Origin of the sequence: Roseateles sp. NT4 (genome assembly GCF_051857475.1) — a bacterium.
In the GTDB taxonomy this organism is placed as follows: domain Bacteria; phylum Pseudomonadota; class Gammaproteobacteria; order Burkholderiales; family Burkholderiaceae_C; genus Pelomonas.
Genome location: NZ_JBPZGZ010000001.1, coordinates 145,442 through 168,031, shown reverse-complemented (window position 1 = coordinate 168,031; position 22,590 = coordinate 145,442). Strand labels below are relative to the sequence as shown.

The 22,590-nt window shown below is 66.0% G+C and carries 16 protein-coding genes; 1 reads left to right on the top strand and 15 read right to left on the bottom strand.

Annotation, left to right across the window (positions count from 1 at the left end):
* Window positions 1-151: 151 nt before the first annotated feature.
* The 6 genes from ACS5PN_RS00800 to ACS5PN_RS00775 form a co-directional block, all read right to left on the bottom strand.
* Entirely contained in the window at window positions 152-1,249 is a 1,098-nt protein-coding gene (locus ACS5PN_RS00800; RefSeq protein ID WP_439462043.1) for an XrtA/PEP-CTERM system-associated ATPase, read from the bottom strand.
* Window positions 1,250-1,253: 4 nt separating this feature from the next.
* On the bottom strand, window positions 1,254-2,777 hold the full coding sequence (locus ACS5PN_RS00795) for a TIGR03016 family PEP-CTERM system-associated outer membrane protein (protein ID WP_439462042.1): 1,524 nt from the start codon (window positions 2,775-2,777) through the stop codon (window positions 1,254-1,256).
* A complete protein-coding gene (locus ACS5PN_RS00790; protein ID WP_439462041.1) occupies window positions 2,749-3,735 on the bottom strand; it encodes an XrtA-associated tyrosine autokinase in 987 nt (328 codons plus the stop codon). Before ACS5PN_RS00790 ends, ACS5PN_RS00795 begins: the two co-directional genes overlap by 29 nt.
* A gap of 1 nt (window position 3,736) precedes the next feature.
* Window positions 3,737-5,326 (bottom strand): XrtA system polysaccharide chain length determinant, encoded by a 1,590-nt coding sequence (locus ACS5PN_RS00785; protein WP_439462040.1) that lies wholly within the window; start codon window positions 5,324-5,326, stop codon window positions 3,737-3,739.
* Window positions 5,327-5,391: 65 nt separating this feature from the next.
* Window positions 5,392-6,030: an XrtA/PEP-CTERM system exopolysaccharide export protein gene (locus ACS5PN_RS00780; protein ID WP_439463676.1), complete on the bottom strand. Its 639-nt coding sequence runs from the start codon at window positions 6,028-6,030 to the stop codon at window positions 5,392-5,394.
* A 198-nt stretch (window positions 6,031-6,228) separates the two neighbouring features.
* Complete coding sequence (locus ACS5PN_RS00775; RefSeq protein WP_439462039.1) at window positions 6,229-7,806, bottom strand: FAD-binding oxidoreductase; 1,578 nt, start codon at window positions 7,804-7,806, stop codon at window positions 6,229-6,231.
* 224 nt (window positions 7,807-8,030) lie between these two features.
* On the opposite strand from ACS5PN_RS00775, the gene ACS5PN_RS00770 reads away from it, so the two are divergent.
* The gene (locus tag ACS5PN_RS00770; protein WP_439462038.1) at window positions 8,031-8,765 is read left to right on the top strand and encodes a PEP-CTERM sorting domain-containing protein; all 735 of its coding nucleotides are present in this window, start codon (window positions 8,031-8,033) and stop codon (window positions 8,763-8,765) included.
* Between the two features lie 124 nt (window positions 8,766-8,889).
* On the opposite strand, the gene ACS5PN_RS00765 is transcribed toward ACS5PN_RS00770, so the two are convergent.
* The 9 genes from ACS5PN_RS00765 to ACS5PN_RS00725 all read right to left on the bottom strand — a co-directional run bounded on the left by ACS5PN_RS00765 (window position 8,890) and on the right by ACS5PN_RS00725 (window position 22,566).
* Window positions 8,890-9,621 carry a S1C family serine protease gene (locus tag ACS5PN_RS00765; RefSeq protein ID WP_439462037.1) on the bottom strand — a complete coding sequence of 244 codons (732 nt, stop codon included), beginning with the start codon at window positions 9,619-9,621 and terminating at the stop codon, window positions 8,890-8,892.
* A gap of 38 nt (window positions 9,622-9,659) precedes the next feature.
* Window positions 9,660-10,943 (bottom strand): GNAT family N-acetyltransferase, encoded by a 1,284-nt coding sequence (locus ACS5PN_RS00760; RefSeq protein ID WP_439462036.1) that lies wholly within the window; start codon window positions 10,941-10,943, stop codon window positions 9,660-9,662.
* Window positions 10,944-10,982: 39 nt separating this feature from the next.
* Entirely contained in the window at window positions 10,983-13,757 is a 2,775-nt protein-coding gene (gene prsT / locus ACS5PN_RS00755) for an XrtA/PEP-CTERM system TPR-repeat protein PrsT (RefSeq protein ID WP_439462035.1), read from the bottom strand.
* Between the two features lie 8 nt (window positions 13,758-13,765).
* Window positions 13,766-15,127: a PEP-CTERM-box response regulator transcription factor gene (prsR, locus tag ACS5PN_RS00750; RefSeq protein WP_439462034.1), complete on the bottom strand. Its 1,362-nt coding sequence runs from the start codon at window positions 15,125-15,127 to the stop codon at window positions 13,766-13,768.
* Window positions 15,124-17,238 carry an XrtA/PEP-CTERM system histidine kinase PrsK gene (gene prsK, locus ACS5PN_RS00745; RefSeq protein WP_439462033.1) on the bottom strand — a complete coding sequence of 705 codons (2,115 nt, stop codon included), beginning with the start codon at window positions 17,236-17,238 and terminating at the stop codon, window positions 15,124-15,126. The genes prsR and prsK overlap by 4 nt, the downstream gene beginning before the upstream one ends.
* A 101-nt stretch (window positions 17,239-17,339) precedes the next feature.
* Window positions 17,340-18,722 (bottom strand): TIGR03013 family XrtA/PEP-CTERM system glycosyltransferase, encoded by a 1,383-nt coding sequence (locus tag ACS5PN_RS00740; protein ID WP_439462032.1) that lies wholly within the window; start codon window positions 18,720-18,722, stop codon window positions 17,340-17,342.
* Between the two features lie 694 nt (window positions 18,723-19,416).
* Entirely contained in the window at window positions 19,417-20,559 is a 1,143-nt protein-coding gene (locus tag ACS5PN_RS00735) for a branched-chain amino acid ABC transporter substrate-binding protein (RefSeq protein WP_439462031.1), read from the bottom strand.
* A gap of 117 nt (window positions 20,560-20,676) precedes the next feature.
* A complete protein-coding gene (locus ACS5PN_RS00730) occupies window positions 20,677-21,099 on the bottom strand; it encodes a DNA polymerase III subunit chi (protein ID WP_439462030.1) in 423 nt (140 codons plus the stop codon).
* 3 nt (window positions 21,100-21,102) lie between these two features.
* Complete coding sequence (locus ACS5PN_RS00725; protein ID WP_439462029.1) at window positions 21,103-22,566, bottom strand: leucyl aminopeptidase; 1,464 nt, start codon at window positions 22,564-22,566, stop codon at window positions 21,103-21,105.
* Window positions 22,567-22,590 lie beyond the last annotated feature (24 nt).

The following is a 22,590-nucleotide window of genomic DNA, read 5'->3' as shown; positions in this document are numbered from 1 at the left end:
CATGAAACCGCGGACTGGCGCCGGGCCGCCCCAAGCCGGCCCGCAGGCGATGTGCAGGCGGCTCAACGCCGCATGCATCGCCGTCCCCGCGGGGGACCGACCGGGCTGGCCTGCGTTCAGCAGGGCAAGACTGGGCGAGGGGCAGTTCATTTCAGTGCTGCTTCACGGCGTCCACCAGCTTCTGCAGCAGCGCCAGCGTTTGCAGATTGATGCGCTCCAGACGCATCATGCTCCGCTCCAGGCGTTGCAGCCGGTCGGTGTGGTGGTCGGCGCTGAGCGCCGCGATCTCGGTGGACAGGCCATCGACCTCGGCCGGGCTCAGCTTGAGCTTGCTCACGTCCAGCGCGCCGGGGGCGCTGTCCAGGGCCGCGGGGCGGCTGTCGGGCAGCTTGGCGGGCACGCTGTCCAGGGGGCTGGCGTCGCTGTGGCGCGGCGTTTCGCTCTCCTGGGCGATGTCGCGCAGCACTTCCTTCACGTCGGCCAGCGTCAGGTGCGTGCGGCCCTGCATGAAGCCCAGCAGCAGCAGGCGGTCGCACAGGCGGTTGATGCGGCGCGGGATGCCGTTGCTGGCCTTGTGGATGGCCGGGAAGGCATCGTGGTCGAAGGTGGGCTTGCCGGTGGAGCCTGCGCACTTGAGGCGGTGCTCCATGTAGCGCTGGGTCTCGTCCTCGTCCAGCGGGCCGATGTGGCAGGTCGCCGCGACGCGCTGGCGGAACTGCTCCATCTCGGGCTTCTGCAGGATGCCGCGGAACTCGGGCTGACCGACCAGGAAGGTCTGCAGCAGCGACTGGTTGGCGAACTGGAAGTTGGACAGCATGCGCAGCTCCTCCACCGCGCGGGCGGTGAGGTTCTGCGCCTCGTCGACGATGAGCAGGCAGCGCTTGCCCTGGGTGACCTGGTTGACGAAGAAGGCTTCCAGCGTCATCAAGAGCTCGGACTTGGGCGCGTCTTTCACGCGCACGCCGAAGGCTGCACCCACCATGCGCAGCGTGTCCTCGGCGTCGAGCTGGGTCGTCACGACATTGCCGATGACGACATTGCTGCGGTTCAGGCTGTCCAGCAGGCCGCGCAGCAGCGTCGTCTTGCCGGCACCGATCTCGCCGGTGATGACGATGAAGCCGTCATTGCGCAGCACGCCATAGTCCAGGTAGGCCTTGGCCCGGCGATGCTGCTTGCTGCCGTAGTAGAAGTTCGGGTCCGGGCTGAGCTGGAAAGGCTTGCTGCTCAGGCCGTAGAAGGCTTCGTACATCGCGTCAGAACTGTTGAGTCAGGTTGGCGTAGACCGAATTCTCGGTATACGGCGTGACACCTTCAAAGCGGCTGTGACGCGCGCCGAGCTGCATGCTGATGCGCGAGCCCAGGCGGTTGTTCCAGTTCGCCAGGAAGCTGGTCAACTTGGTGCGTTGGCTGCTGGAGTCGCCGCTGGTCTCCTGGCGCAGGGCCGTCAGCGACAGGCCGGACACCGGCGTGAGCTGATAGCTGCCCGACAGCGAGTAGGAGCGCTGCTCGATGAGGGCGCTGTTGGCCAGGTCGCCCTGGTTCAGGTTGCTGCCCAGGCGCGTGGTGACGAAACGGCTGATGCTGGCCGTCACATTGCTGCGCACACCCTCCACCATGAAGCTGAGCATCTGGCTGCGCAGCCGGCTGGGGCCGGTGGACAGGAAGCCCAGGTTGGCGGGGGCGTCGGGCGAGAGGCCGATCGATGCCAGCGCGGCACGCACCAACGCATCACGCTTGACCGGGTCCGGCTCGGTGGAGGCGAACAGCAGGAAGAACAGGTCGTAGTTGGTACGCACGCCACCGATGGAGCCGGTATTGCCGAGGGTGACGTTGCGGTTGTCCGAGAAGCGCCAGACCGAGTTCCGCATGCGGTGCTCGAAATTCAGGCCGTGGCTGTTGCCATAGCTGTGGCTCTGCCAGTTGCCGCTGATGCGGGTGCGCGGCGTCGGCGTCCACTCGGCGGTCACGCCACCCGTGAAGCCGTCATGGCTGCTGCCGCCCTCGTAATCGTTGCGTTCCTTGCCGGCGTTGACGCTGGCGACCCAGTCGGGATTAGGGCGGTAGTTCAGGCCTGCAGTGGCGGTGCTGTTGCGGTTGGACACCCCGGTCTTGGGGCGGTACTGCTGCGTGCCGAGCTGCAGATACCAGCCCAGCACACCCGCGTTGAGCTGGGCCACATGCAGCGAGCCACCGGCGCTGTGGCTGTCGCCCACGGCACTGTCGCGCACCTGGGTCATGGCGAAGTCGCCGCGCAGGTCGAAACTGGCCAGGCCACCGAACTGGCCGTGCAACAGCGGCGAGACGGCCAGGGTGCCGGTCTCGTGCTGGTTGGAATTGGCCAGCGACGAGTCCTGCGTGGGCGTCGACTGCAAGCCGAAGGCCGACGCATTCTGCTGGCCGATGTTGGCATGCACGTCGACGGACAGCGTGCGGGGAATGAGCTCCGCCTGGCCGTTCGCCGTCAGCGCGTTCTGCACGCGCGAACCGTAGCTGGTCTTCAGGTAGGTGATGCCGCTGAGGGAGTAGTCGACGCTGCCGCGCAAGGTGCCGGTGTTGCGCACGACGGAGATGCCAGGCGACACGGTGGCGATCAACGCGGCGTCCTTTTCCTTGTCGTTGAGGCGCAGGTTGTCGGTCGCACTCAGCGAAACGCCGATGCGCGGCTGGATCGCGCCGCCAGACCCACCGCCCTCCTGGGCTTGAGCCACCAGCGCCAGGAACGCGAGGGCCAGGGGCAGATGTCGCGGCTCAGCCTTGCGCCGAGTCATTGCTGCCATAGCCGTAGCCGTATCCGTAACCGTAGCCGTAGCCATACCCGTAGCCGTAGCCACCGGCGGCGTTCGGGCTGGCCTGGTTGAGCAGCATCATCTTGACCGGGCAGGTCTCGATGGCGGCCAGGGCCTGCTGGACGGCGCTCTGGGCCGTCTTCTCCGCATGGACGACGATGACGATCTGGCCCATGTGCGAGGCCAGCACGCGCGATTCGGTCGTCAGCAGCAGCGGCGGCGAGTCGAAGATGATGATGCGGTCGGGATAGCGCTTGGCCATGTCGTCCAGCAGATGGCTCATGGCGTCGCTGGCCAGCAGTTCGGTCGCGCGCGGGTGCGGCGTGCCGCTGGGCAGGATGGTCAGCTTCTCGACGTTGGTGCGCAGCAGCACCTCGGACATGTCGACCCGCTCCTCGAGCACGTCGAGCAGGCCCGGGCCCTGGGGCAGGCCCAGCATGCGCAGCACCGAGGGGCGCGCCACGTCGGCGTCCACCAGCATGACGGTGTTGTCCAGCTCGGCGGCGATGCTGAGCGCCAGGTTGATGGAGGTGAAGCTCTTGCCTTCGCCGGCCAGCGCGCTGGTCACCATCATCAGGTTGGCGTGATTGATGGTGGCCGCACCCTTGCCCATGGCGTTCTTGATCAGCGGCCGCTTGATGACGCGGTACTGGTCGCCGGTCTGGGAGCGCGGCGTGTGCGGCATCAGGAAACCCTGGGCGGCCAGCGCCACGACGTCGAGTTCGACGCGCTTGGAAGACGGGTGATGGCCGTCGTCCTGGATCGAGATGCCCACATGCGGCCGGGCCGCGGGCACCACAGGCGCAGCCGCGGCCGGGATGGGCGCAGCGACCGGCTCGACGGTCGGCGGCACCGCCGCGGCCTGCGCAGGTTCATCACCGGGCAGAACGACGCCGGCCTGACGCAGTTGCTCGAGCCGCTGGGCGGCCTGTTCAATCAGGCTTGTCATATCAAACCACCTGCCGGCTCAGTTGCACAGCCAAGACCGTCAATGCGACGGCAAACATCGCCAGCAGGCCACCGGCCCCCGCCGAAAAGCGGATCAGCTCGACACGCGTGCGCGCTCGGTCCGCGTCGGTCACGAGGCGCGTCACGACACCCAGGATGGGCAGCTCCACACGGGCCCGCAGGTCGTTCGCATCATGGAAGACCGGGCGCAGCTGGCTGGCCGCAAAGGTCGTGAACAGACCCACGCCCAAGGCCGCGGCCATGGCACCCGCCAGCAGCAGCAGGCGGTTGGGCGCCACCGGCTTGGGGTTGGCGCGCGGCGGATCGATGACGCGGAAGTCGGCGACGCCGGAGGCGACGTCGAGCTCACCCGAGATGGAGGCCTGCTCGCGACGTTGCACCAGGTCCTCGTAGTTCTTCTTGTGGATGGCGTAGTCGCGGTTCAGCTGCGCCGCCTCGGCCTCGACCTGAGGGGCCGTCTTCAGCGCCGACAGGGCCTGCGAATAGCGGCTGGTGTACTCATCCACCCGCGCGCGCAGCGCAGCCACCTGGACCTCGGTCGTCGCCAGGATGCGAACCAGTTCCTGCGTCGCCAGGCTGCCGCCGGTCTGGCCCACGGATGCCGTCGGCACATTCATGGCGGCCTTGCGCAGTTCAGCGACTTCGCGCTTCTTCTGCTCCTCCAGGTCCTTGATCATCTTGCGCGTCGCAATGATGTCCGGGTGCTGTTCGGTGTAGCGCTGCAGCAGGGCGTCGAGGTTGCGCCTGTGGTCGGCCAGCCGCGCATCGAGCTCGGGCGTGCTGACATTGGCATTGGACTCCTGCATCAGGCTCTGGGCCGTGGTCTGGGCACCACCGCGGGCCTTCTCGGCATCCAGCTGAGCCTTGGCCGCATCGCGGGCATTGACGGCCTCACGGTATTCGAGGCGCGCCCGCTCCAGTTGACCACTCATCTCCGAGATGCGGGCCGCGGAGTCCTTGCCGTCGCCCGTCATGCTGGAGAGATTCTTGAGCCGGAATTCCTTGAGTCGCGTTTCGGCCTCTTCGAGTTTGGTCTCGTAGGCCTTGATCTGCTCGTTGATGAAGGTCGTCGCCGTCGACGTGCCCTGGCGCGTCTGGCCCAGGCTGGACTCGACGAAGATCGACACCAGCGACTGCACCACGCGCTTGGCCGTCTCGGGATCGCTGTCCCGGTAGCCCAGCATGTAGAGGTTGTCGCGGCCGCTGCTCTGGATGGACAGATTGCTCGTCACCGTCTCGATGGTGGCTTCCTGCTGCGCCTTGGACTGGTTCTTCAGGTCCAGGTCGGCCATGCGGACGAGTTTTTCGACATTGGGCCGGCTGATCAGCGTGCGGCTCAGCATCGTCACCTGCTGCTCGACATTGGGCTGGACCGCCAGGCCCGACATCAGCGGTTTCAGGATGGACTGGGTGTCCACGTAGATGCGGGCGCTGGCCTCGTAACGGTCGGGCAGCACGAAGACCACAACCGCACCCACGATGCCGGTCACCCAGGCCACGACCAGGCCGACCCAGCGGTACTTCCACATCCGCCGGACGATGATCAGAAGCTGACCAATCAGCAATTCCATGAAGAACAGTCTCGGTTAAAGCTATCGCAAGAAGGGCTGGCGGCAGCCGCGCCCTCCCCTTCAGTTCAGAACAGGCTCTGCGGGATGATGAGGATGTCGCCCGGTCGCATCTCGACGTTGGCCGACACGTCACCGCGCTTGATGAGATCCTTCAGGCGCACGGAGTACTGCTTGTTGCCCTCCGCCGTGCGCAGGATGGTGGCGCTGTTGCCGGCCGCGAAATCGGTCAGGCCGCCCACGGCGATCATCACGTCCAGCACCGTCATCTTCTGCTTGTAGGGCAGGAACTGCGGCTTGGCGGCCTCGCCGACGACGCGGATCTGCTCGCTGTACGGGCCGATGAAGTTGGTGACGATGACCGTCACGACAGGGTCGCGCACATACTTGCCGAGCTGCTTCTCGACTTCGCGGGCCACCTGCACGGAGGTCTTGCCCTGCACGACCATCTCGTCCACCAGCGGCGCGGCGATCTTGCCGTCCGGGCGGACCGGCACCGACATCGACAGCTCCGGATTGCGCCAGACCTGGATGTTCAGGTTGTCGCCTGCACCGATGATGTAGCTGTAGTCGTCGTTGGCGACGGCGGCCGGCGCCGGCGGGAAATTCGTGCTGGCGCAACCGGCCAGCAAGCCAAAGGCCAATGCCACCAGGCCTCGACCCAGCCACCCGGCCCCGGTAGCCTTGGGCGAGCCGATTGCCGGCATCAGTTGCGCATCGCGGTTGTCAGAAGCGTTCAAGGCGGGTCCCCTGTGGGTCTTGTTCATCGAGAGCCCTCGCATCATTGCAATCGAGAGGAACGGCGAAACCTGCCGTCCCCAGGGCCAAAGCCTTGGAATGATGCCATAGGCCCACCTGTTGCCTGGCAACCTAAATCGGGGGCCTCCCCCGGGTCGCGCGGACTTTCACACAGGCGGTCGAGCCAGGTTGTAGCGCCCCGGCGCGATCAAATGGTGTGGGTCGAAAACTGATTTCAGTTCCCAGGCAGTGCGCCAGAACGGGTCGTGCGGATCGGTGATGTCTTCCATCATGTCGGCGCGCGCCCGATACACCTCCAGGCCCTGCTTGCGTAAATATTCCCGGAGCGCCTTGGCGCAGGCCTTGGCATTCGCAACGACCGCCTCGTCACCGCGATCGAACAACAGATTGGCCACCGCCACCAGGGATGTCGTCGTCTCGATATTCAAGGTGATGTAGAGCTCATGGCCAAACCCCCCGGCCACCTCTTTCATGCCGTCCACGATCTTCATGACCGCCGCCCCGTCGGTTGGCAGCGCCGGATTGATGAAGATCAACCCGCAATCGGACGCATCCAGATCCCGGCCCGGCGCCTGCGGCTGACCATAGCGCCACAGCAGATTGGTGATGGCGGCATCCGTGGGCCTGCCGTCCGCCAAACCCTGCAGGGGCCGGATGGCGGAGATGGCCGCCGCATTGGCCCTCGCCCAGGGCCACAGGTTTCGCAGGGGGTTCAAGACCCGAAAACCGGCCGCCAGCTTGGCGTCGTCCACCACCGTCAGCTTGGCAATACCGCCCAGCACCCGCTTGACTTCGGCCACCGCGGCCTTGACCTGGCCTGCGCTGCCCGCCACGCCTCCGAGGCTGGTCCATTCATAGGGCGCCACCGTGGCCAAGGCCCGGTCCGCCTCGGCGGCCAGCCGGGTTTCGGGCACGCCACAGGAGACGCGCAGGTATTCGGAAATGCCCGACATCATGCTGGCGCGAGTCCGTGCCTGGTTGCCCACATGGGTGACGCCGCTCATGACGCCCAGGCGCTTCAGCAAGGTCAAACCATCCAGGAATTCACCCAGCTTCGACGCTTCGCGCAAAGCCAGCGACACCGCCACCGACCGGGCAGGCCGGGGCAGCAATTTCAGGCAGGCACTGGTGACGATGCCGTAATTGCCCTGGAAAAACAGGCCATCCATGATGGGGCCCAGCCCATAGGGATGGGCATGGGCTAGTGGCGAATGTCGACCCAGGCGCCGGAAACCCGTACGCAGCAATTTGCCCTGCCCGGTCACGACTTCCAGGCCAAAAACGTCCTCGCGCCTCGGCCCCAGATACCCGACGCCACGGTCCAGCGCATTGCCCAGGATGCTGGTATCGACCGACGAGCCCGTAACGTTGAAGGTCAGCCCCGGGCAGGATTCCTGCAGGAATTCATGCAATTGCCGCTGCGTCACGCCTGGCTGGATGACCACCACCGGGTTCGCCTCGGACACCTTCTCCCGATTCAGGATGCAGTTCATGCCGCTCAGGTCCAGCAGCACGGCGCCGGGCTGCGGCGGCGTGGCCGAGCCATAGCCCCAATTCAGCCCGGTGGAGATGGGATAGAGGGTTCGCCCCTCACGGCGCGCGCGACGCACAAAGGCCCGCACCTCCCGGACGCTGGTCGCGCGCCAGCAGTCCAGTTCGCCGTGGTGCCAACCGGTCACATTGCCGGAATGCCGCCGTCCCTCTCCGTGTTCACCCTGAGCCATCTGTTCGCAGCCTCTCGCCTACCCGTCCAATCAGGTGTCGGCGGACTTTACAGCGCCCACCCCTCCCCCTCAAAACCAGCGGCATTCCGTCACCCAACGATGTCGCAAGCTGTTGATTCATAAAGAAAACCAACCCACACTACCAAACCTGGCACGCGACCTGCTTAATACCCATCGTCCGGGGCCGCGCCCCCACCTCTAGCAAGTGAATCAAGGAGATTCAAATGAGCAAGACCCTGAAGACGCTGGTTGCCGCAGCGGCCCTCGCAGTGGCAGGTGCAGCCTCCGCCACCCCCATCGTCGGCAAGACCAGCGTGAGCCTGGGCCAAGTGATCGTGTCGTTCGGCGTGGTCAACTGGGTTCCGGATCCTGCTGCTGATGCCTACCAAACCGCTGGCAAGACCTACGGCGCCTTCGGCACCAAGGCCACCGGCGCCACCGGCGTCTTCGCTGACCCGGCCTTCGGTTCGTTCTCCAGCCCGACGTTTGGCTGGGTGCAAGACATGCAGCAGACCCCGGGCCCGAACAACGTGCCCATCGGCGTGAACCCCACCCCGATCCCCAACTTCCTGCACTTCTACGCCAAGCCGAACTGGCTGTTCAGCGAAACCTACCTGGCTCCGGGCCAATTCGGTTCGCCGTTCGTCTTCACCGACACGGGTGGCAACACCTCCGTCACGATGAGCGTGAACGGCATGGCTTGCGATGACACGAACGCCAACGGCACGTGCGACGTGGGCGAAGACCAAACCAAGTGGACCGGCATCTTCTCGTCGCAGTACACCGGTACGTCGACGGCTGCTCTGGTCGCCAAGATTCTGGGCGGCGGCACGCTGGACCAGAACGACTGGTCTGCCACCATCGAAGCCACCCGCCTGCCTGAGCCCGCCACCGTGGGTCTGGTCGGTCTGGCCCTGGCTGGCCTGGGCTTCGCCAGCCGTCGCCGCCAAGCCAAGTGATGTGAACAGCGGCGCGCGAGCGTCGCTGGCCATCGATGAAAACCCGCTCCGGCGGGTTTTTTTACGCCCTGATTTCTTCTGTTGATGGTCTCGACCATCGGCGCAACCCACCTCCCGGTGGGCGTCAACGCGGCTCGATCCCTTTGAGCAGGGGCATCGCATCCTTGATGAGGACGGCATAGCTGATGCCCGTCGGCGCGCTGAGCGCCGCCTCGCGGGTGCCTTTCACGATGCCCCCCTGCAGCACGCCGATCACTTCACCGGTCTCGGTGTCGATGACCGGCCCGCCGCTGTTGCCCGGGTAGGCAGCCGCATCGAGCTGCATCACCTCGAACGAACCTTCACGCAGCTGGCGGACGGCTCGCTCGCTCAGGCCTTGAGGGCTGGTCGCGGGCGGCACGATGGCGGTCCGGGCGGAAACGATGCCGCGGTGGGTGACATGGGTGTAGCCCAGTGCATTCCCGATCGGAACGCCGATCAGCGCAATCGAAGTGCCCTCCGGCACCTCTTTGGCGGCCAGCTTCAATGTCGGCAAGGGCGGCCCGTCAATCTCCAGCAGGGCCAGGTCATGCGCCTTGTCGGTGGCCACCACCTTGGCACTGCGCAATTGCCATTGCGATTCGGGTGTCCAGACCTGTACCGCCACGCTGCGATCGACCCGTCCTGGTGTCTCTTCAGGCACCACATGGGCGTTGGTCAGCACGTGCAGCCCGTCCCTGACGGCAAAACCCGCTGCCCGGAAACCGAAGCGCGGCGTGTCCATCAAGCCGTAGCTGCCGACGATGACGACCGAGCGTTTGGCGCGCGCCACAAGCTCAGGCAGCGTTTCCGATTGCGCCGCCGCTGCGCAGGCCATGCCCGCCGCCAGCACCAGCAGCCGGCGTCGATCAGGCCTCACAGGTCTCCCGCGACATGTTCGGTTTCCAAGGCGCTGACCGCGCGGCGCCAGACTTCGTCGGCCTCATCCACCCGGAAGCCATAGAACTCGCCGGTATCCCCGTGGTGATGCCGCATCACCTTCACTTCCAGCGACGCCCTGTCCTGTATGCCCAGCTCCACCCGGACCTCGCCGTCCACACCCACGGGGATGTCGAGCTTGGACTGGGCCTGGAAGCCCGACAGCGAGATTTCGATGACCGTCATCACGATGGAACGCTCGCCGCCCTCGACACGCACGCGCAATTCCGCGGGACAGCGCAGCGAGAAACGCTGGTGCCGCCGCATCGGGTGGAAGCCCGTCAGCGAGCCGCTCATCATGGGCAGCACCGAGCGGAACTCGGGCTGGTCATAGATGGACCACAGCAGCGCCTTGCGGCGGTCGTCGAGCTCTTCGAAGACCTTGCTGCGCTGGTTGAAGAAATAGTCCAGGATGGCCGGCGTCAGCACCGGGTCATTGGTCGTGAAGTAGCGGCGCTTGGGCAGCTTGATGTGGGGCAGGCGCAGCTGAACGAAGTAGTGATAGAGGTTCTTGCGTTCCTTGCGCTTGCCGTAGACGCGCCGGAAGATTTCCTTGGCGATCGGCAGGTCCAGGGCCGCACCGACGGCCGGCGCACCATTGGCGAAGTCGTAGTTGTCGACGACCGTCTCCTGCAGGCGCTCAAAGAACAGCAGCGACTCGTAGAGCTCGATCTTGTCCGGATTCACCGCGATGACGAGGTGGCGCGTATCGAAGTACTCGGTGCAGTACTCGTACATGAACTTCATCAGCGGGAACAGGATGGCGCCGCCCGTCTTGCGGAAGTCGGGATGCACCGCCAGCGCTGAAATCTCGGCGATCTGGCCCTGCTTGGCGCGGACCTCGCTCAGATCGAAGACCGACTGCAGCGGGAAGCCGAACACGCCTTCGCGGATCATGGACATGGTGCCGACGACGCGCCCGTCGTACTTGGCGCACAGCGTCGTCGTCGTGGGCAGCGCGTGGTACATGGTCACGCGCAGGCCCGAGGGCGACGGCTTCATGAAGCCGCTGGCCACATAGGCATCGTGAAGGATGCGGAAGCAATCCTCGAGCTCCTCCTGGGTCTCGGCGACCTTGAGCTCAAGACGCGCATCCGGCGCAGGATCGCAATCGATCATGCTGCGGTAGATGGCGTGGCGCATGTCCCGCGGCACGCGAGCGAACGCGCGACGCATCAGCTGGTGCAGACGCTTCCTGAAGCTTGCCTGTTTGATCTTCATGACGCGACCCGGCCGATCCGAGGTGAATGGATCCAGAGATTAAAGCGTCGACAGCAGCTTCTGCACATCGGCCGCGCGCCCGAAGCTCTTGCCGAGATCGGCAAGCTTCTGGAGTTCGCCCTTGGCTTCGGCCTTCTGATTGTTCTTGATCAGGTATTCGGCCAGGTGCAGCCGGTGCAGCGGTTGCTCGGGATCCAGCTCCACCGCGCGACGCTGCAAGGCCAAGGCCTTGTCCAGATGCCCAGCACCCGCCTGGATTTCCGCCGCCGTGTCGGTGAGGGCCGGCGAGTTCGGCGCCAGGGCCATCGCCTTGTCGATCGTTTCCTGGGCCCCCGGACGGCCGGCACGATGTAGCAGCCAGGCCAGGTTGTTCAACGCCACGGCATTCCCGGGCCGCACGGCAAGGACCTTGCGGAAATGCTGTTCCGACTTGTCGAAGTCGCCACGCGCCATGGCCTGGTCGCCCAGCAGATAGTCGAGCGCCGGCGATTCAGGATGCTTGGCCAGCCAGTCCACCGCAAGCTTGTCTGCGTCAGCCTGCTGCCCGGCGCTGGCCAGCGTCAGATAGAGCTTGATGACCGTCTCTTCCAGCGGGCGCTTGGACAGGCTGGTGCGGAACGCCGCCACGGCAGCCGGCCAGTTGCGCTTGGCGGCCTGCACGTCACCCTCGAACGACCAGCCTTGCGGCTCGTTCGGCGACTGGGTCTGCGCGGACTTGGCGATGGCCATGGCCTCGTCCATCTTGCCGTTTCGAGCCAACAGCGTGATCAGCCGCATCTGGGCCTGCAGATGGTCGGGCTTGACCGCCAGGACCTTGCGCAGCTGGGCGATGGCCGCCGGCACATCCTTGCGCGCATCGTGCAGGTCCACCATGCGCATCATGGCGTCGGCCGAATTGGGCCGCAGGGCCAACATCTTGCTGAACGCCTGCGAAGCCTGGTTCAGGTTGCCCACCGACAACTCGGCCAGGCCCAAAGCCTCCAAGGCCTTCGGACTGTCCGTGAACCGGGCCGCCGTCTCGTTGGCGGCCTGGACCGCCAGCTTGTTCTCGCCCGCCTCCATCAGATGCGTGATCAGCGCGAGCCGCGGCAACTCCTGGTCCGGGAAGCGCTTGATGACGGCCTCCAGCTGGCTGCGGATCTCTTCGGGGCGTGCGCCCGCGCGGGTGCGCGCCGAGATCAGCGCAATGGCGCCATCGAGGGACTGCGGATCGGCCGCCACCACCTTCTCGAAGCGCGCCACGGCAGCGGCGGGCTTGTTGTCTTCGTAGTCCATGGCCGCCAGCGTGGTCGCAGCTGCCATATAGGACGGGAAGCGGCGCAAGGCCTCCTCGTACTGCTCCCGCGCCTTGTCGCGATGGTTGAGGAGTTGTTCCAGTCTTCCGCGCAGCAGCGGTGCAACCGGCTTGCCCGGCAGCTTCTTGTCCATCGCCTCGATGGCCGCCGCCGCTTCGTCCAGGCGGTTGCGGCGCAGCAGGGACATGGTCATGGCCACATCGGCCTCGACACCGGCATCCTGATTGGCGACGGACTTCAGTTCATCCAGGGCCTTTTCGGTCTGCCCACCCATCATTTCGGCCACCGCCAGCGCCGTGCGGCCCTTCATGTTGCCGGGGTTGAGCTTGACGGCCTTGGCATACAGACGCTTGGCGGCTTCGCCGTCGCCCATCTGCAGCGAGGCATCGGCGGCGACGGCATAAGCCTCCGAAGTGGCCAGCTTGTCGTTCTCCAGCAAGGGAGAGACGAAGCTCAAGGCCTTGCGCGCGTCGCCGGCGCGCAGCTGGGCCCGCGCCATCATGATGCGCACCGGGACCGGATTCGGCGAATTCGGCAAGGCCTTGCCCAGGTGTGCGACCGCCTGCAGATAGCCGCCGCGCTCATATTCGATGAGGCCGGCCTGGTACAGGAACATGGGGTTGTGCGGCGCCATCTTCAGCAGCTGCTGCGACAGCTCGAAGGCCTTCTTCAGGTCATGCCGCTCGAAGGCTGCGCTGGCCGTGTAGTACATCACCAGGGGGTTGTTCGGCTGCTGCTTGGCCATCTCGGCCAGCTGCTTGTCGACCCCTTCGAAGTCTCGCTGCGCCATCAGCAAGCGGACGACGCCGATGTGGGCCTGAAAGTCATCGTTGCGGCGCTTGAGGGCCTCGCGATAGGCCAGCATGACTTGAGCAGGATCGGCGTTCGTGGCCTGCAGCAGCTCGGCCTTCGACACCCAGGGACGCGAGGCTTCGGGGTGGGCCTTCAAGGCCTTGTCCACCTCCTCCATGGCGCCGGCCTTGTCGCCCGTGACGGCGAGCAGCTGGACGATCGACAGCTGCGCGATGAGGTTGTTCGGATCGGCCTGCAAGGCAGCGTCTGCGGCGGCCCGGGCCTGGACGTATTTGCCCTGGGCCCCGTAAGCCGTGGCCAGGGCGGCCTTGAGCTCCGCCTGGCGCTTGGGGTCGGTAAGCTTGGCGTCCGCGTAGTCAGCGATGAACTTGTTGCCTTCGCCGCGCAGGATCAGCGCAGCCGCCATCACGGGGACGAGTTCGTCGTTGCTGTAGCCGCCTTCCTTCGCCTTCGACAGCTCCACCCATGCGCCATTGGCGTCGCCACTTTCCAGCAAGGCCTTGCCGAGCCAGAAGCGGGCGTCGACCAGCGTGGCGTCCTTTTGCAGCGCGTTCTTGAATTCGATGGCGGCAGCCTTGTACTCGCCCTTTTGCATGCGGGCCCGTCCCGACTCGACCATCTGCGACGGCGTCGGCCCCCAGCACCCCGCCAACAAGGCGGACGCCGCAAGCACCGTTCCAGCCAGGCAAACAGACGGGGAAGGCATCTTGTGGCTCATTTGATCTGCAACCGGTTCATCATGTCGTAGAGGGTCGGGCGGCTGATGCCCAGCAATTCGGCCGCACGGACGATGTTGCCGTCGGTACGCGCCAGTGCCGTGATGAGGGCCTGGCGTTCGGCGTTCTCGCGAACGGTGCGCAGATCCAGCGTCGCGCTGTCATCGGCCGGGGCAGGTGCCGCCCGCAAGCCTAGGTCCAGTGCCGTGATGCGGTCGTCCTCACACATGATGACGGCGCGCTTGAGCATGTTCTGCAGCTCGCGCACATTGCCCGGCCAGCGATGCGTCTCGAGCGCACGCACGGCGTCGTCGGCCAGCGTGGGGGCCGGACGGCGCATTTCGGTCGCGAAGCGGCGCGCAAAGGCATGGGACAGCAGCACCGGGTCGCCGACGCGCTCGCGCAGCGGCGGGATCTCGACGACGATCTCGGCCAGCCGGTAGTAGAGGTCTTCGCGGAAACGCCCGTCGGCGATGCGCGCCTTCAGATCCTGGTGGGTCGCCCCGACGACGCGCACGTCGATCGGGATCTCCTGGCGGCCGCCCACGCGTTCGATGACGCGCTCCTGCAGGAAGCGCAGCAGCTTGGCCTGCAAGGGCATGGGCAGATCGCCGATCTCGTCGAGCATCAGCGTGCCGCCATTGGCGGTCTCGATCTTGCCGAGGGTGGACTTGGTCGCGCCGGTGAAGGCACCCTTCTCGTAGCCAAAGAGCTCGCTCTCCAGCAGCGTCTCGGGAATCGCCGCGCAGTTGATGGCGACGAAGCGACCCTTGCGCTTGGAGGCGTCGTGCAGGCCCTGGGTCAGCACTTCCTTGCCGGTACCGCTCTCGCCCAGCAGCAGCACCGTGGCGTCGCTGGGGGCCACCTTCTCGATCATGCGGCAGACGCGTTGCATGCCGGGATCGCGCGTGATGAGGCCGGAGAAGACGTCGCTGCTCTGCTGCGTCTGCAGGCGTCGGTTCTCCTGCTGCAGCTCGTAGAGGCGATAGGCGCGCTCGACCGTGAGGCTGAGCACGTCGGGATCGACGGGCTTGGCGAGGAAGTCGTAAGCCCCCATGCGGATGGCGCGCAGGGCGTTGTCCTGATCGTTCTGGCCCGTCAGCACGATGACCTTCACCCGGGCATCGAGCTCCAGCAGCTTCTCCAGGCATTTGAAGCCCTCGGACACCGAGTCCCGATCGGGTGGCAGGCCGAGATCCATCGTGACGACGGCGGGGCTGTGGCGGCGGAACTGCAGCACGGCACTGGCGACGTCGTCGGCCGTCACCGACTCGAACCGATCCAGCGACCATTTGAGCTGCTTCTGCAGGGCCAGATCGTCCTCGACGATCAGCAGGGGGGCATGGCTGGGCGCGCTCATTGGACGTCAAGCGCCGTCAACGGAGCATCCGCCTGGGCGTGGAAGAGCGGCAGCAACAGGGTCACGGTGGTGCCCCGGTTCAATTCACTTTCCACGCTGATTTTCCCTCCCAGTTCCTGTACGTATTGATAGCTCTCGTGGGCACCGATGCCCATGCCGCTGGCCTTGGTGGTCTGGAACGGCTTGAAGAGTCGATTCTGAATGAAATCCTCGCTCATCCCGCAGCCGTTGTCCTCCACGCGAACGCGGGCCTGGCTCCCTTGCGCATCCAGTGTCAGGCGCACATGGCCGCTGGCCGGTGTGGCATCGAAGGCGTTTTGCACCACATGGCCCAGCACCCGCTCGACACGCTCGGCATGGCCGCGCGTGCTGACGCCGGGCTGCAGCCCCAGTTCCAGCACCCGGCCCTTGCTGGAGGCCGCGGCGGCCAGCCGCTTGGCGATCTGTTCCAGGTCGACGCCGCTGGTCACGCCGTGTGGCTTGTCACCCTCGCGCAGCTGCAGCATCAGCTGGCGCATTTTTTCCAGCGAGTTCTCGACGGTATCCAGCATGTCCTGCTGGAACTCGGGGTTGTCGCGCAGGCGCTTGGCGTTCTTCATCATCAGCGAGAGCTGGGTGACGATGTTCTTCAGGTCGTGCACGACGAAGGCCGACATGCGGTTGAAGGCGTCGAACTTGCGCGCCTCCAGCAGGGCCTCCGTGGCCTGGGCCTGGTCGAGATAGCCGGAGGCCTGGCTGGCGGCCGTGCGCAGCAGGTCGCGCACCTCCCAGTTCAGCTCGACGACGGCACGCGGCCGCCCGAGCACGGCAAAGCCGATCAAGGCCTCGCGCACCAGCAGGGGCACCAGCAGCCAGCAGCGCGGCTCTGCGAGCAGCCAGGCCGGCAGCTCGAGGCCCGGATAGGCATCGGGGCTGCGGCGGCACTCGTCCACATCGACGATCCAGGCGCGCTCGCGCCAGAACGTGGCCAGCGGCCCGTCGCGGGCCTCGCTGCCGGGCTCGGCCGGCAGATTCCAGCGGGCCGCCTGCACGAAGTCGCCACCGGCGGAGCGCTGCAGCCACAGCATGCCGCTGGGGCTTTCCACCAGGTTGGCCAGCGCCCGCACGACGGTCTCGGCCGTGTGCTGGGCTTCGGCGCTGCCCGACAGCAGCTGGGTGAAACGCAGCCACTCCTCGCGATAGTCGTAGCGGTAGCTGAAGAAGTTCTTGCTGATGTAGACGCGCAGACGCGAGCGCATCGAGCCGGAGGCGATCAGCAGCGTCAGGCCCACCAGTGCGACGAAGACCAGGGCCACGGAAAGGGCCCGCCCCCACTGGCCGCCGGTGTAGCGCACGTAGTAGCCGACGCCGGCCACCAGCAGCAGATAGGTGCCCACGAGCAGCAGCGTCGCCGAGTGGAAGACCGCCGCGCGCGACACATGCAGCTTGCCCAGCCAGTCGGCGTGGCGGCGCGAGGCCACGTACAGCAGCGGCACCGCGGCGGCATGCACCAGCGACCTCACGCTGATGGCATCGCCATCGAAACGCTCGAACAGCGCCGACTGCGAGCCGATGAAGAGATCGAAGACAAAGATGGCCCCCAGGCCCAGGCAGACCGGCTTGGCATTCCAGCGCGCGTCCCCCGTCGCGTTGCGCAGCATCTGCTCGACCAGGACCAGGCCCAGCACCGCCAGCGCCAGCGCCGTGAAGGCCTGGGGACGTGCCAGGCTCTCGGCCGGTACGCCCTCACCCAGGAGGATCAGTGCCAGGCGCGCCAACACCGCAGCGACGGCGATGGGCCGCATCCAACCCAGGCCGCCACCGCGCCGCGGCGGCGGCAGCGACATCAGCATGAAGCCGAACCAGAGGCTGTAGCGCAGCAGGTCGAAGCCGGGAACCAGCCAGGTCGGCAGGCGGTCGGACCAATGCCTCAGCTCGTTCGCCAGCGCCAGGCCGGACCAGATCGAACTCGCCGCCAGCGCTGTCAGGAACACGAGGGCCGGCACGGAGACAGCCATGCTGCCCCGCAGCAGCCGCAGCGCGAAGTGGAGCGCGAACAGGCCGTAGGCGACGCAGCAGATCAGGTCGCCCAGGCTGCTCAAGGAGAGGAAGGAACCGAGCGCCTCAACCATGGCGCCAGGGACAGTGTCCGATTCGACGGCGGGAGACATGCATCATTCAAGCATGCCCCAGGCGTCGGGGCATAGGCGCTTACGCCCAAGCGGCTCGCCGCTCAGCGTGCGCCCTTGCCGGTCAGCACCACCGCCACGGTCTCCAGCATGATCAGCAGATCAAGGAAGAGGGAGTGGTTCTTGACGTAGTACAGGTCGTACTGCAGCTTCTCCACCGAATCCTCGATGGTCGAGCCGTATTCGTAACGCACCTGGGCCCAGCCGGTGACGCCCGGCTTCACGCTGTGACGCACGGCGTAGTAGGGAATCTTGCTGATCAGGTCGTCGACGAAGAACTGGCGCTCCGGACGCGGCCCCACCATGCTCATTTCGCCCACCAGCACGTTGAAGAGCTGGGGCAGTTCGTCGATGCGCACCTTGCGGATGAAACGGCCGACGCGGGTCACGCGGTCGTCGTTCTTGGTGGCCCAGCGCGGCTTGCCATCCTTCTCGGCATCCGTGCGCATGCTGCGGAACTTGATGACGCTGAACGGCACGCCATTCAGGCCGACGCGCTCCTGGCGGTAGAGGACCGGGCCGCGCGACTCGAAGACGATGGCCAGGGCCGTCACCAGCATGATGGGCCAGGTCACGGCCAGGATCAGCGTGGCGAAGATGACGTCGCAGACCCGCTTGATCGCGGCACGCAGCATGCCCTGGCTGAAGCCGTCACCAAACACCAGCCAACCGGCGTTGACGTGCTTGATGTTGATCTGGGCCAGGGTCTTCTCGAAATGGGTGGCGATGTCGACGACACGCACGCCGGACAGCTTGCAATCCAGCAGCTGGCGCAGCGGCATGCTGCCGCCACGGCGCTCGCTCAGCGCGACGACGATCTCATCGACGTTGTGGCGCAGGGCGGCTTCCGTCAGGTTGGCGCCGTCATTGATGATCTCGCTCTGCGGCACCTCGGGATGCTCTTCGTTCGGGCCGGCGTAGAAGCCGACGATCTGGGCGTGCGGATCGGAGGCGCGCAGCGTGTTGCCCACGGTGCGGGCGGCAACGCCGGTACCGAAGATCAGGATGCGGCTGCGCAGGCGGGCCTGGGTGCCGGAGTGGGCGGCGTAGACGCGATGCACCATGACCGCGGCCACGGCCACCATGGCCACCAGGGTCAGCAGGTCACGATGGCTGGTGTTGGAAGGCACCAGGCTGAAGATGGCATAGGCCAGCGGCAGGCCGAACAGCAGGCCGAACAGCGCACGCGCGCAGGACTCGGTGATGGAGCGGTTGTGGACGTGCTGGTAGAAACCCGTCGCCGAATTGATCACGAACATGCAACCGGCCAGCGACAGGCCATGCGAGGCGGCAAAGGGCAGCACGGTCTGCGCCGACTCGCCCTGGCTCAGGACGACGGCGATGACGGCAAAGACGATCAGGCCGAGATCAAAGAAGACCTGTAGCAAGGTCTGCTTGTGCAGGTAATGGTTGAATATTCGAATCATTTGCATCCCCGATCACTACTGCCTGGCGTTTTCCGCATATCCGATTAACGAAACTCGAATCAATATCGATATTCCATTCACCTGCGCACGGCGGCTGCATGTCGCATCACCACCTTGCGGCAGCCCGACTCGCGGACCGCCCCGGAGACCGCCTGGCTGGCCTATGGAAGTCCCCGACTTGACGCCGAAACGGACATGTCCGACCACCCCTTGATCGCGCCGGCATCATGCCTCCGCCCCCCCGGGCTTGAAAGCCCCCCGTTTAGAGGGTGCTTGCCCCTTGAATCCGTGTCGCGTCACCAGGCCTCCGCAACCCGTGCCGAGGGTGTTTTTCACAACGGGCGGCAGTAGAACCGAAAGCGGACGACAGCACCATGACAGCCCCGCCGCCGGGCCTGGCAAAGCGTGCGGAACGCACGCCCCTTCCTTTGAAATTCGGCGGCACAGGGTTTATGGAAGTTCGCTGCTGAGTGGGCCTCCCGGGGTTTTCGGTTCCGTCGATATTGGCCAGCAGGAATCGCGTGGGCAGTATTCACGATTCATGCAGCACCGTTGTCGCAGCACGCATTAGTTTGTCGTCTGCCACGCGCGGCGCGGTTTCGCCCCACCCAAAAAGGAGAAGGCCCGCGGGGGGGCGGGCCTTCTTTGATGAAAAACGCCCGCCAGGGCGGGCGTTTCGCTCAGCGGAGCTGGATCAGCGCACGACGGCGAGCTGCTCGCGGGCACCACCCTTGTAGGTGTAGAGCGTCAGGGCGCCATTCTTGATGTCGCCCTTCTCGTCAAACGAGATGGTGCCGGTCACGCCCTTGTAGCCGGCGGTCTTGGCCAGCACGGGCAGGTACTTGGCGGGGTCGGCGGAGCCGGCCTTGGCCATGGCGGCAGCCATCACGTTGACGGCGTCATACACGTACGGTGCGTAGATCTGCACGTCGACGTTGAACTTGGCCTTGAACTTGGCCTTGAAGTCGTCCATCGACTTCTTGGCTTCGCCTTCAACGCCACCGGCTTCGGCGCAGACGACCTGGCCGTCACCCATGGTGCCGGCGGCCAGCTTGGGCAGCTCGCCCGTGCAGATGCCGTCGCCGCCCATGAACTTGGCTTCGATGCCCAGTTGCTTCATCTGGCGCAGCATCGGGCCGGCCACGGCGTCCATGCCGCCGAAGAAGACGACGTCGGGCTTCTTGCCCTTCAGGGAGGTCAGGATGGCGGTGAAGTCCGTGGCCTTGTCGTTGGTGAATTCACGACCGACAACCTTGCCGCCCGCGCCCTTGACGCCCTTTTCGAACTCGTCGGCGACGCCCTGGCCGTAAGCGGTACGGTCATCGATGACGGCGATGGACTTGCCCTTCAACTGGGCCACCGAGTACTTGCCCAGCGTGCCACCCAGGTGCACGTCGTCAGCCACGACGCGGAAGGTCGTCTTGTAGCCGTTGCGGGTGAACTTGGGGTTGGTGGCCGACGGCGAGATCTGGGGAATGCCAGCGTCGCTGTAGACCTTGGAGGCGGGGATGGAGGTGCCCGAATTCAGGTGACCCACCACGCCATTGACCTTGGAGTCCACCAGCTTCTGGGCAGCGGCCGTGCCTTGCTTCGGATCGCCGGCGTCGTCTTCGGCCAGCAGTTCGAACTTGGCCTTCTTGCCGCCGATCATGACGCCCTTGGCGTTCAGGTCTTCGATGGCCAGGCGAGCGCCCAGCTCATTGTCCTTGCCCAGGTGGGCGATGGCGCCGCTGGTCGGGCCGACGTGACCGATCTTGACCACCAGATCCTGAGACATTGCGGCACCGCTGAGCAGCGCTGCCACTGCACCGACCACCACATTCAATTTGACTTGCATGGATCAACTCCGGTTTGAAATGGAAAGGAACAAACAGACAACTGTTGATTTTTCAACCAATTGAACATACCCCAAATCCGGGGGGCTCTCATTCGGGAAAGCGTGGACGCAGCGTTGTCAACCCGCCGCTGAAAAGTGGTCCAGCCTGGCACCGGCCTGCTGATAGACGCGATATCGCGCACGCCCGGCCTGAACGCGCTCGGGCGCCTGGCCGATGACCTCCAATACGCGTTCAAATGCAAGCGCGTCGGAGGGCATGTCGTCGCCCAGGTTCAGCAGCAGGCCGCGATGCGGCAGGCGCGCCGCGTCCTCGACCAGCAGCACCTCGCCCGGCACGGCCGGCGTGGTGCCGTCCCAACGCCGATGCGGGATGAACTCGGTCGCGTCAAAGCTCCACAGCAACTCGTCTAGACGAGTGGCCTGGGCGGCGGCCACGCAGACCCCCACCGGCTTGCCCGACGCCAAAGCGCGACGGATCAGCCGGCAGGCGTATTGCAGGGGCTCGGCCGCGTCGCTGTAGAAGCTGACTTGAAGCGCCACCGATTACTTCGCGTGGCTCAGCACGAAGTGGGTCAGCAGGCCCACCGGACGGCCGGTCGCGCCCTTGGCGGCGCCGCCCTTCCAGGCCGTGCCGGCGATGTCGAGGTGGCCCCAGCGGTACTTGCCGGCAAAGCGCTGCAGGAACTTGGCGGCCGTGATGGAGCCGCCCGCACGGCCGGCGATGTTGGGCACGTCGGCGAAGTTGCTCTTCAGGCCTTCGGCGTATTCGTCGTCCAGGGGCATGCGCCAGCAAGGGTCCAGAGCCGCGTCGCCGGCCGCGGTCAGCGCGGCCGCGAGTTCGTCGTCGCTGGCATACATGCCGCTGCGCACGCCGCCCAGGGCGATGACGCAGGCACCGGTCAGCGTCGCGACGTCGACGACGACCGCGGGCTTGAAGCGCTCCGCATAGGTCAGCGCATCACAGAGGATGAGGCGGCCTTCGGCGTCGGTGTTCAGGATCTCGATGGTCTGGCCCGACATCGACGTGACGACGTCGCCCGGCTTGACCGCACGGCCGCTGGGCATGTTCTCGCAAGCGGCAACGATCATGACGAGGTTGAGCTTGGGCTTGAGCTCGGCCACGGCGCGCAGCGTGCCGATGACGCTGGCCGCACCGCCCATGTCGAACTTCATCTCGTCCATCTCGGCACCCGGCTTCAGCGAGATGCCGCCGGTGTCGAAGGTGATGCCCTTGCCGACGAGGACGACCGGCGCCACCGTCTTGGCCGCGCCTTCGTAGCGGGCCACGATGAAGCGCAATGGCTCGTCCGAGCCCTGGGCGACGGACAGGAAGCTGCCCATGCCGAGCTTCTCGACGGCCTTCTTGTCCAGCACCTCGACCTTGAGGCCATGGGTCTTGCCCAGGCCCTGCACGACTTCGCCCAGATAGGTCGGCGTCGCGTAGTTGGCGGGGCGGTTGGCGCATTCGCGGGCCAGGTCGACACCGGCCGCGATGGCCTCGCCGCGCGCCAGACCGGTCTTGGCCGCCTTCAGGTCGGCCTTGCCCACCAGCAGGGCCAGCTTGGCCAGCTTGGAGGCGGCCGGCGCGCTGGGCTTGGTGTGGCGGTACAGATAAACCGTGTCGGCCGCGGTGACCGCCACCTGCTCGGACAGCGCCTCGGTCAGGCTGGCGTCAAAGCCCGCGAACGCCACGGCGGCGCTGACGGCTCCGCGCGACTTGATCTGGCCCAGGCCAGCGGCCAGCGCCGCACGCGCGGCCGCCAGGGAGGTCTTGCCGCTGGCGGCCAGCACGAGGCGGGTCGCCTTGACGCCTTCAACCTGCGTCAGCGTGAGCGCCTGCCCCCCCTTCAACGCGAAATCGCCGAGCTTGATGGCGGCTTGCACATGCTTGGCAACCACCGCATCCAGCCCCTTGGGCAGCGCATCGCCGCCGAGCACGACGACCAGGGCGTCGGCACCCACTCCCGCGAGCGCACCCAGCTCAGCGGTTTGAATCTTGAAGTCCATAATGACTGGAAGTAGATAGAAGTG

Bases quoted from the DNA above. Each gene is read 5' to 3' on its own strand.
- ACS5PN_RS00800 (WP_439462043.1), bottom strand. From the start codon at position 1,249: ATGTACGAAGCCTTCTACGGCCTGAGCAGCAAGCCTTTCCAGCTCAGC.
- ACS5PN_RS00795 (WP_439462042.1), bottom strand. From the start codon at position 2,777: ATGGCAGCAATGACTCGGCGCAAGGCTGAGCCGCGACATCTGCCCCTG.
- ACS5PN_RS00790 (WP_439462041.1), bottom strand. From the start codon at position 3,735: ATGACAAGCCTGATTGAACAGGCCGCCCAGCGGCTCGAGCAACTGCGT.
- ACS5PN_RS00785 (WP_439462040.1), bottom strand. From the start codon at position 5,326: ATGGAATTGCTGATTGGTCAGCTTCTGATCATCGTCCGGCGGATGTGG.
- ACS5PN_RS00780 (WP_439463676.1), bottom strand. From the start codon at position 6,030: ATGCCGGCAATCGGCTCGCCCAAGGCTACCGGGGCCGGGTGGCTGGGT.
- ACS5PN_RS00775 (WP_439462039.1), bottom strand. From the start codon at position 7,806: ATGGCTCAGGGTGAACACGGAGAGGGACGGCGGCATTCCGGCAATGTG.
- ACS5PN_RS00770 (WP_439462038.1), top strand. From the start codon at position 8,031: ATGAGCAAGACCCTGAAGACGCTGGTTGCCGCAGCGGCCCTCGCAGTG.
- ACS5PN_RS00765 (WP_439462037.1), bottom strand. From the start codon at position 9,621: ATGGCCTGCGCAGCGGCGGCGCAATCGGAAACGCTGCCTGAGCTTGTG.
- ACS5PN_RS00760 (WP_439462036.1), bottom strand. From the start codon at position 10,943: ATGAAGATCAAACAGGCAAGCTTCAGGAAGCGTCTGCACCAGCTGATG.
- prsT (WP_439462035.1), bottom strand. From the start codon at position 13,757: ATGCCTTCCCCGTCTGTTTGCCTGGCTGGAACGGTGCTTGCGGCGTCC.
- prsR (WP_439462034.1), bottom strand. From the start codon at position 15,127: ATGAGCGCGCCCAGCCATGCCCCCCTGCTGATCGTCGAGGACGATCTG.
- prsK (WP_439462033.1), bottom strand. From the start codon at position 17,238: ATGGTTGAGGCGCTCGGTTCCTTCCTCTCCTTGAGCAGCCTGGGCGAC.
- ACS5PN_RS00740 (WP_439462032.1), bottom strand. From the start codon at position 18,722: ATGATTCGAATATTCAACCATTACCTGCACAAGCAGACCTTGCTACAG.
- ACS5PN_RS00735 (WP_439462031.1), bottom strand. From the start codon at position 20,559: ATGCAAGTCAAATTGAATGTGGTGGTCGGTGCAGTGGCAGCGCTGCTC.
- ACS5PN_RS00725 (WP_439462029.1), bottom strand. From the start codon at position 22,566: ATGGACTTCAAGATTCAAACCGCTGAGCTGGGTGCGCTCGCGGGAGTG.